Source organism: Colidextribacter sp. OB.20, from assembly GCF_009911595.1.
GTDB lineage: Bacteria > Bacillota > Clostridia > Oscillospirales > Oscillospiraceae > Lawsonibacter.
Genome location: NZ_QWKG01000104.1, coordinates 1 through 8,001, shown reverse-complemented (window position 1 = coordinate 8,001; position 8,001 = coordinate 1). Strand labels below are relative to the sequence as shown.

The following is an 8,001-nucleotide window of genomic DNA, read 5'->3' as shown; positions in this document are numbered from 1 at the left end:
CCAGTATACAGGGGAGTTTTTATAGAACTTTATCATTATTCAAGAAGAACGTGAAAAACCGCACATTTTGAAGGAAGGTGATAACTCATTGAATAACGTAACTCATTCAATAAACCCGGTTATCCGACATGTCGGATAACCGGGTGGTCATGATTTCATAGAGTTCCGTATCCTTCGGGAAATGGTCCACAAAGGGGATAATGACGCTCCCGAAGAACAAAAGCCCCTCGCCAGCGTTGGAGTTGGTCACATAGCCGAGCTGGTGAGGGGAGATATTGAGCTGCTTCGCCAGGATTTGCCGGTCGCCGCCCGCCTGGTTCAGCATATAAATAAAATCGCTGTTTTCCAGGATATTTTCGATCTCGCGGGAGGAAAGCAGGTCCTTTACATTTTGGGTAAGGCCGGTCGGGATACCGCCCCACTTTCTGAACCGCTTCCAGATTTCCACCGTATAGGCGGCGGTCTGTTCTTCCCGCAAGAGGAGGTGCATTTCGTCAATATAGAGCCGGGTGGACTTGTGGGCCTCCCGGTTCTCGCTGACACGGCCCCACACCTGGTCCTGGACCACCTGCATACCGAACTTTTTAAGCTGCTTACCCAGCTTTTTAATCACATAGCAAACAATTCTGCTGTTGATTTTCACGTTGGTCCGGTGGTTGAACACGTTGAGGGAACCGGAAACGTAAATTTCCAACGCCGTGGCAAGCCGCTGGGCCTCCGGCTCCGGCTGCTGGCACAGGAGCGCGTGAAGGTCCCCCAACACCGGCATTTTCTCCGGGCGGGGGTCCTGCAAATATTCCCGGTAGACCATGTGGACGCAGCGGTCAATGACCGTTTTCTCCACAGGCTCCAACCCGGCCTTGCCGCCCACGATCAGCTCCATCAGGGAGAGGATGAAGTCGCTTTTCAGCGTCAGGGGGTTATCATCATCGCTGTAATTGAGGTTCAGGTCCATGGGGTTGATGAACTGGTCCGAGGCCGGGGAAATGTCGATCACCTGACCGCCCAGCCGCTGCACCAGGGGCGAATATTCGTCCTCCGGGTCGATGATGGCAATATCGTCCGTGGTAATAAGGAAAGCGTTGGTGATCTCCCGCTTGGCGGAGAAGGACTTGCCGCTTCCAGGAGTACCAAGGATTAGCCCGTTAGGCTTTTTGTCAAGAGGAACTTTTCAAGGGATGGGAAAAATCAAGCGGGAAAAGCCCCATAGACGGTTAAAAGCCGTTTTCGGGGGTGGGTAGTATAAAACCCTTACCCCGCCCCGCGCCGGGGCTTGGAGCGCACCAAAACGCCCCTATTCATGCGGGCTTGGGGGCTGTGTCGCAAGTCTAAATGTCCACGCCCGCCGGTTACGCATTTGCCCTTATCCTGTTCTTTGGGAGAGGCCGGGGGCGCGGGGGCAGAGCCACCGCAAAACCTACCGACAGCCGCCGCACCAGTGCAGACGGTTTTGCCGTTAAAATGAAGCGGACGAAAGCGGGGGGCAGGATTGTCAAATCCTGTTCCCCGTTTTCGGCGGCGAAATGGCAACGGCAAAAATCCAGACGGTCAAGGGTAAGAGTGGATTTTTTGCGGAGTAAAAAATACTACTCGGCCTTGACGGTCTGGATAGTCGGAACGGACATAGAACGGGGATTGTTTTTACCAGGGGAATATGCTATACTTGGATCAGCAAGCTAACCAACAAATGGGATTTTCAGAGGAGAATTTTTTTATGGAGATGGAAGGTATTGTATCTGTATGGGCGGGTATATTTGAAACGGATAAGGCATTAAAGGAATATTTTGATGATATGCCTGGGCGTGATATTTCTCCTTTTAGCCGGGATTTTTTGATGGATGCGACATCTATCCTTTTGACACAGATTTTTCGGAACGGAGTGTGCATGAATTTACATTAGACCCAGAAGCGTTGGTATGCCATTATTCTGAAGGTACAGTTATAGGCCCGGAACTGAAAAAACTTTTTCCGCAGGGTTTTGAAAAGCCCTACAACGCAGCAATTTTGGTCTACAACTACAAGTATGACCCAGAGGAAAACACTTCCAACCCCAATGCACCAGTGACTTTTTTAGGTGCGGTTTCATGTGATTTGGATTGATACGCACCAGCTTATTGGGCTGACGAAAGTACAAAACAGGGCGGCGGTGACTATCCCGCCGCCCTGCTTGTTATCGCTCCATATCCTGCACCCTGCGGGGCTGCTGCTCCCGCTGTTCCTGCCGCAAGATATTGTAAACGCTCTTTCGGATTTGCTCAGCTTCTTTCACCTCCCCTTTCAACACAAGATACCGCTGATTGAGCGTTTCCCTCTCGGCGGTCAGCTTGGCATACTCCGCTTTCCACGCCTTTACGGGCAGGGCGGTCTTGCCGTTCATCACGCCTTTTAGATAATCTTTCGCCGCCGTAAACAGGATTTGTTCGGCCTCGGTCAGCTTCTTTTTCCCCTTGTACTTGAAATAAATGTCGGCTTGCTCAATGTGCTTTTTCAGAGTGCCTAACCGCCGTTCAACGGGTTTCAATTTGTGCTGAATGTCAAGCTGTTCCCCTATCATGGACTTGAATTTTTCATCAAGCCCCGCCATATCCATGATGTTGTTGGCTTGCAGGAAATTCAGCATTTTCGCCGCGTCCTTGAGGTTATAGATGGATTGGGAAACCTGCGATTTCCCCTCCCGCGCCCTGCGGGACAGGATGCCCTGGATATAGTCGGCAAGGGTGGGCGGCTCGGTGTTCTCCTGTTCCTCTTTCAGCCACTTTTGCAGCTTGGCGATACGGGCTTTCAGTTGCCGGAGTTTTTGGTTCGTCACTTCGATTTCCCGGTTCAGATCGCCGCGCTCGGTGCGGATGCCGCGCTTCTCCATAGCGGAAGCGGCAACGCCTAAATGGACGGTGGGGATTTGGTCGATGCCCTGCCGCTCATAACTGCGGTGGTCGATGTGCTGGTTGTGTCCGTACTGCTCCAACGCCCGGTTGCAAAGCTGCGCCCACGCCGCCCGCCATTCCTCGGCCTTGGTCTGCTCGTTCCAGTCGGTGGCAGGAATGGCCTTGCACTTGTACTGCCGCTTTTTCGGGTCATAGATTTTCTTTCCCTGCGGGTCAAGGATGTACTCTTTTTTCTGCTTCGCGCCCCATGCGCCGTCCTGCTGGATGGGGCGCATTGTCAGCATGATATGGGCGTGGGGATTGCCGCCGCCTGTGTCATGGATGGCAAAGTCGGCGCACATTCCCGCATTGACAAACTGCTCTTTTACATACTCGCGGACAAGAGAAATGCCCTGCTCCCTTGTCAATTCACGGGGCAGGGCAATTTCAATTTCTCTTGCAAGCTGGGCGTTTTTCGCTTTCTCGATTTTCTCCACCGCGTTCCACAAAACCGCCCGGTCAGAGAAAGCGGCGGGGGCGTGGCCGGGGAGTAAAATCTCGGTGTGGACAACGCCGCCCTTGTGGGTATAGTCGTGGGTTTCCCCGTCAAAGTCGTTGGTGAGTTTCTCCCCCGCCCGGTAAGCGGCTGCGGCAACGGCGGATTTGCCCTTGCCGCGGGATATGATTTTGATGCTGCAATGGTAGATTGCCACGGGCTGTCCTCCTTTCTGCGGGTCGTTCCCCCGTCCTTTTGTGCCGAGAGGCACAAAACGCCGTCTGCAAGACCGCACATACCACATTCATGTGGTATATAAGTGCGCCCTTGCCGGGGGCAGGGGACGGGGCGCAAGCCCGTTACCCTTACGCCCCGCTCCCGTCTGCGCTGCCCTCCTGCGCTGGATGGGCGGCATTGATGGCAGTTTCAATAAAAAATACTCCTGCCGGTTTTGGCAGGAGTGAGGTTGATGTTTTGAAATTCTTTGATGGTTAGTGATGGAAAAATGGCGGCTGTTGTGGTAAACTAATCTAAAGTTGAGTAGCAGGGGAAGCAGGTCGCGCATGAAAAAATTAAAGCTCAATAAGCATTTGCGTACAATTTGGGTCATTGAAAAAGGGTTATTTATATGTTGGCTTATCATCGGTATTGTTTTGTATCCTTATTCAAGAATGGGCTATTTTTCTTCTCTCGCTCATCGTAATCATGAGGTTTCGCTTTTTCAACATCGACTGGACATGGAACTTTTATTCCTACTGGAGCTTGTTTTGATGGCTGCGTTTTTTGGTCTGAAATCTTTTGTTGCTCAACAGAAAAAAGACGATTATCAGGAAATGAGCTGCCGGATGAAAAAGTCCAAAAAACCAGACATAGACGAGATACAAATGCTTGAAACATTAGCGAGAAGCTACAAGAAGAAAGAAAAGGGCTGGCGAATTGCTTTTCTGTGTGCAATGGTTGGAATAGTTTTCCACCTTGCATTTATAGTATCTCTTTTTGGTATCTAAAACTAAGGAGGCCGGTGTTGCCCATGCGTACCTCGGTCACGCAGTCTAAACAGCAAATGGAGATGTCATATGAAGAAAAAAATACCCAATATGGATGAACAAATTGGATGGGCAATCACATTTTATTCTTCTTGTGTAGAGAATACGAAATCTGATATGAAGCAAATCTCTTTGGACATACAACAGGGTATTCAACGCTATCCGAGAGATAATCTATTGATTTTAGCAAGTGATGCTGCGAGTCTATTCAGCGAAGAAATGAAACTTATTTGTGCAAAATACTCACATGGTATGCGTTTATCGGAAATTGAACCGCATTTTTATGATGCGGTTGAAGGTTTAGCACAAGCAGAGCAACACGATATTGGTTACACAAATACACTGTGGTTGACAGCATTGGGGATTTTGCTTGAAGTCGATAAAAAAATATTTGAAAAGATTTCGACAAAAGCCATACCATTTGATGATTTGCTGCTGGATTATTTGTTGCGTTCCACCGGAATAAATTACCCTAATCGCTGTTGTGGTTTTTATAAAAGCAAGCCATACAGCTCCATGCAGAAAATTATTGAATTGCCACCGGAAAATAGAGATGCCGCAATGAAAATGATTGAAAACTATCTTAACAAAGAATGGTTTAACGGTCACAAAGATTATGAATGGCAACACGCTTACAAAAGACGAGATTATGTTGGCTTTTGGAGTTTTGAATGTGCGGCTCTTGTAAAAATATTGAAGCTGGACGAAACGAAAATTGCTTGTCCTCAATATTATCCGTACGGCTTAGTTGAGTAAGCCATCGCCCACTGACAGAACAGCGGCACAATAACACCCAGCGAGGCCAGGGGCAGGATAGCCCCCCGGCCTCGCTCCGCAAATCCATTACCCTTGCGCCCCCCGCCTGCGCCGCCCTCCTGCGCTGTATGGGCGGTCTTGTCGGCGGGCCGGGTGTTACCCTGCGCCGCTGTTCCTACGCCCTGGGCGGCGGGCAGTACAAGTGACCTTCAAAGAAGCTATGGAGGAGGATGATGATGCAAACACGCAATAGTTGTTATACATATTTTAAGATTACTGGGGACTTTGACCCTGATGAAGTTACACACTTATTGTCTTTACAGCCCACCAGAACATGGAAGATAGGTGACTTCCGAAAAAACGGAACTAAATACGACTTTGCTGTGTGGGAAATTGGTCGTTGTAAGGAGTATGATGTATTTGTTGAAAACCAAATGAGAAAAACAATCGCTCCACTTCTGGATAAGATAAATTTATTAAATCTAATTCATCGCAACAACAATGTTGCATTTGTTTTAGAAATCGTTCCAACAATATATGTGGGAGATCAAGAACCATGTTTAGCACCGCCTCTTGATGTAATTGATTTTTGTCATGCGACAAGAACGGAAATAGATATTGATATGTATGTGTATGGAATTGACGAATAATTTATTCGCTTTTATTGCCCCTCTGTAATCTTTCCATCCACCGACAGAACAACGGCGCAGTAACGCCCAACGAGACCGGGGAAGTATAGCACTCGCTCCCGGCCTCGCTTCGCAAGTCCGTTACCCTTGCGCCGCGCCCCCGTCTGCGCCGGCCTCCTGCTCTGTCTGGGCGGTTTTGGCGGCGGGCTGGGTGTTACCCCTCCCCGCCGTCCCCTCGCCCTGTGCGGGGGCTGTGGCGGCGTTCTGGGCGGTCAATCCGTCCAGGATACGGCGGCTGTGTTCGGTGGCGATGGTCTGCTCCACAAAGGTCTTGAACTGCTCCCCGGTCAGCGGGATGGTGTCGGGCAGCAGTTTCTCGATAAAACCCATGCGCTTGCAAAGGCGGTTTGTCCTGTCCTTGCGCTCCTGCTCTTTCTGCTCCTGGATAAGCCGCTTTTTCTTGTTTTCAAGCTGCTTGATTTCTTCCTCGATGCTTGCGATTTTCTCAATTTTGGTCTTTGCCATTTGTCAAAATCTCCTTTCGTTTTTTCGGTCTGGAATGGATAGGAATGGGAAAAGCCGCCACGCTCTTTTTCAGCATGGCGGCTCGGTGGGGTTCAGATGGCGGCATGGGCGGCTCCTGCTTCCTGCGGCCTGATTTCGTAAGCTGTGCCTTTCAGAATTGCCGCCCGCTGTGCTTCCTCGGCGGCTTTCCTGGCGGCTACCTTTCGGGCATAGCGTACCTTGTCGCGCTCACGCAAAACCGCCCGCTGTTCCTCCGTCATTTCGTGGCGGCGCTTTTTCCGGCTCTTTCTTACCGGCGTTTCCTCCGGCTGTTCCTCCTGTTCGGGCAGGTCAAATTTGCCGATAAAGTTCAGATAGATTTCAACCTCCTGCTCCCGCACCCCGTTCACTTTGGTGGCCTCATGGACGATGATTTTCTCTACAAATTCATTCAGCAGGGACGCGGAAAACTCGGTAAACTCGGTGTGCCGCTTCACCAGTTCGATAAACTTGTCGGCCCTCACGCTGTCGGTGTTGTAGCGGTCGATTTCGGCCTGTAACCTCTCGATTTCCCCGTCAAGGGTTTTCTGCTCGGTGTCGTAGCCGGTCAGCAGTTCGGAAAAGTGGTTTTCGGGTATCTTCCCCGTGGCGTAGGTTTCATAAAGTTTCTTTATCAGGCCGCTGATTTCCTCCCGCCGCCGCTTGGCCTTTGACAGCTTTTTGCGGCTCTCCTTTACCGCCGCCTCCTGTTGTAATGAGGATTTTTCCCGGACACGCTCGATAAACTCCGCCTCGTTCTCCCGCACATATCCGCTGACCCGCCGGATAGCTTCCAGCACCAGACTTTCCACAACGCTGACGCGGATATAGTGACAGGTGCAGCTTCGGGAATAGTGGCGGTAGCTGGAACAGACATACTCATGGTGGGGCTGGTCGGGCCTGCCGGTGCTGCCCTGCTTATGGTACATCTTCTGTCCACAGTCGGCACAGTACAGAACGCCGGTCAGCGGGTTCGGCTCGCCGCCGATGCGCTCCCTGACACGCTTCGTTTCCCGCAGACGCTGAACGACATTCCATGTTTCCTCGTCAATGATGGCGGGGTGAGTATCTTTGAAAATCAGCCGGTTTTCCTGCGGGGTGGCCTCCCGCTTCTTGGATTTGTAGCTTTCCGTGGCGGTCTTGTTGAGGACTGTCCAGCCCATATATTCTTCTTTTTTGAGGATTTGGATAAGGGTGGCGGTGGCCCATTTATAGGGGTCTGCGCCCGCTGCGCCCATGCTCACCCGTTCCCCAATAGCCCGCCAATGGGCGGCGGGGGTGAGTATCCGCTCGGCGGTCAATTCCTCCGCAATTCTGGCGATGGTCTTGCCCTCGATAACGCCCTGAAAGATGCGCTTCACAACGGGGGCGGCTTCCTCGTCCAAAATCCACTTCTGGCGGTCGTCCGGGTCGTGCAGATAGCCGTAGGGGAGTGCGCCAGTGACGTGCTTCCCCGCCGCCGTCCTCGCGCCGAAAATCGCCCGTATCTTCCGGCTGGTGTCCCTGGCGTACCACGCAATACGGTTCTATGATACAAAAATCATAGAGAAAAAATGACGAAAATAGCGAGAAAAAATAGGAAATAGCGGATGGTGACGTATGGCGGCCAGAAAAATTCAATCGAACCAGTCTAAAAGCGGCTGTCCACGGAGTCCCTCTAAAAATCC

8 protein-coding genes and 1 pseudogene are annotated in these 8,001 nt (G+C 51.1%); 5 read left to right on the top strand and 4 right to left on the bottom strand.

The features are described 5' to 3' along the window. Window positions 1-106 precede the first annotated feature (106 nt). Window positions 107-1,156: pseudogene (locus D1641_RS18045) on the bottom strand (VirB4-like conjugal transfer ATPase, CD1110 family); the annotation flags it as partial. Between the two features lie 558 nt (window positions 1,157-1,714). Between D1641_RS18045 and D1641_RS18040 the strand changes: the two are divergent. Together D1641_RS18040 and D1641_RS18035 are read left to right on the top strand one after the other, a co-directional pair. Next, complete coding sequence (locus D1641_RS18040) at window positions 1,715-1,900, top strand: hypothetical protein (RefSeq protein ID WP_160668220.1); 186 nt, start codon at window positions 1,715-1,717, stop codon at window positions 1,898-1,900. Next, window positions 1,882-2,100, top strand: a complete 219-nt coding sequence (locus D1641_RS18035) for a hypothetical protein (protein WP_160668218.1) — start codon at window positions 1,882-1,884, stop codon at window positions 2,098-2,100. The genes D1641_RS18040 and D1641_RS18035 overlap by 19 nt, the downstream gene beginning before the upstream one ends. Window positions 2,101-2,170: 70 nt before the next feature. Here the strand turns inward: D1641_RS18035 and mobQ are convergent, their stop codons facing one another. Next, a complete protein-coding gene (gene mobQ, locus D1641_RS18030) occupies window positions 2,171-3,577 on the bottom strand; it encodes a MobQ family relaxase (RefSeq protein WP_160668216.1) in 1,407 nt (468 codons plus the stop codon). A gap of 346 nt (window positions 3,578-3,923) precedes the next feature. Here mobQ and D1641_RS18025 point away from each other — a divergent pair, with 346 nt between their 5' ends. The 3 genes from D1641_RS18025 to D1641_RS18015 all read left to right on the top strand — a co-directional run bounded on the left by D1641_RS18025 (window position 3,924) and on the right by D1641_RS18015 (window position 5,812). Beyond that, a complete protein-coding gene (locus D1641_RS18025; protein ID WP_160668214.1) occupies window positions 3,924-4,367 on the top strand; it encodes a hypothetical protein in 444 nt (147 codons plus the stop codon). A 69-nt stretch (window positions 4,368-4,436) separates the two neighbouring features. Further along, window positions 4,437-5,162: a PoNe immunity protein domain-containing protein gene (locus tag D1641_RS18020; RefSeq protein WP_160668212.1), complete on the top strand. Its 726-nt coding sequence runs from the start codon at window positions 4,437-4,439 to the stop codon at window positions 5,160-5,162. A 236-nt stretch (window positions 5,163-5,398) separates the two neighbouring features. Beyond that, entirely contained in the window at window positions 5,399-5,812 is a 414-nt protein-coding gene (locus D1641_RS18015) for a DUF4279 domain-containing protein (RefSeq protein ID WP_160668210.1), read from the top strand. 120 nt (window positions 5,813-5,932) lie between these two features. Here D1641_RS18015 and D1641_RS18010 read toward each other — a convergent pair whose 3' ends face one another. Both D1641_RS18010 and D1641_RS18005 read right to left on the bottom strand, forming a co-directional pair. Beyond that, window positions 5,933-6,316, bottom strand: a complete 384-nt coding sequence (locus D1641_RS18010) for a DUF3847 domain-containing protein (protein WP_160668208.1) — start codon at window positions 6,314-6,316, stop codon at window positions 5,933-5,935. 92 nt (window positions 6,317-6,408) lie between these two features. After that, window positions 6,409-7,719 (bottom strand): recombinase family protein, encoded by a 1,311-nt coding sequence (locus D1641_RS18005; protein ID WP_243149470.1) that lies wholly within the window; start codon window positions 7,717-7,719, stop codon window positions 6,409-6,411. Window positions 7,720-8,001 lie beyond the last annotated feature (282 nt).

Coding starts and splice junctions, on each gene's coding strand:
- D1641_RS18015 (WP_160668210.1), top strand. CDS start 5,399: ATGCAAACACGCAATAGTTGTTATACATATTTTAAGATTACTGGGGAC.
- D1641_RS18025 (WP_160668214.1), top strand. CDS start 3,924: ATGAAAAAATTAAAGCTCAATAAGCATTTGCGTACAATTTGGGTCATT.
- D1641_RS18040 (WP_160668220.1), top strand. CDS start 1,715: ATGGAGATGGAAGGTATTGTATCTGTATGGGCGGGTATATTTGAAACG.
- D1641_RS18010 (WP_160668208.1), bottom strand. CDS start 6,316: ATGGCAAAGACCAAAATTGAGAAAATCGCAAGCATCGAGGAAGAAATC.
- D1641_RS18020 (WP_160668212.1), top strand. CDS start 4,437: ATGAAGAAAAAAATACCCAATATGGATGAACAAATTGGATGGGCAATC.